The 324-nt window shown below is 43.8% G+C and carries 1 protein-coding gene; it reads left to right on the top strand.

The window, feature by feature from the left end:
* Positions 1-35: 35 nt before the first annotated feature.
* Positions 36-324 (top strand): efflux RND transporter permease subunit (locus tag Q4528_RS13135; RefSeq protein WP_303521927.1); only part of this gene is annotated, 289 nt, incomplete at its 3' end.

The raw sequence follows: 324 nt of genomic DNA, 5'->3' as shown, positions 1-324 counted from the left end.
GTGCTAGTGGCGCCTTAGTGTCTTTAGACACTTTGGTGGAAGCGAATGATGTGGCATCGGCTCGAGGCTTGTTTCATTATCAACGGAAAAAGTCGATAAACCTTAAAGCTAACTTAAGTGACGATGTGAGCTTGGGCGAAGCACTGAGCTTTTTGAACCAGGCTTCTAGCGAAATTTTGCCTAGCGGCTATACCGTAGATTACGCTGGAGAATCAAAAGAGTTTTACGATAACCAGCGAGAAATTTGGTTGTTGTTTGCCATGGCTTTATTGGTTTGTTATTTGGTGTTAGCAGCGCAATTTGAAAGCTTTATTAGCCCCGCCA

It is taken from the genome of Staphylococcus pasteuri (genome assembly GCF_030547725.1).
In the GTDB taxonomy this organism is placed as follows: domain Bacteria; phylum Bacillota; class Bacilli; order Staphylococcales; family Staphylococcaceae; genus Staphylococcus; species Staphylococcus pasteuri.
This window is presented reverse-complemented; position numbering and strand designations above follow the sequence as displayed.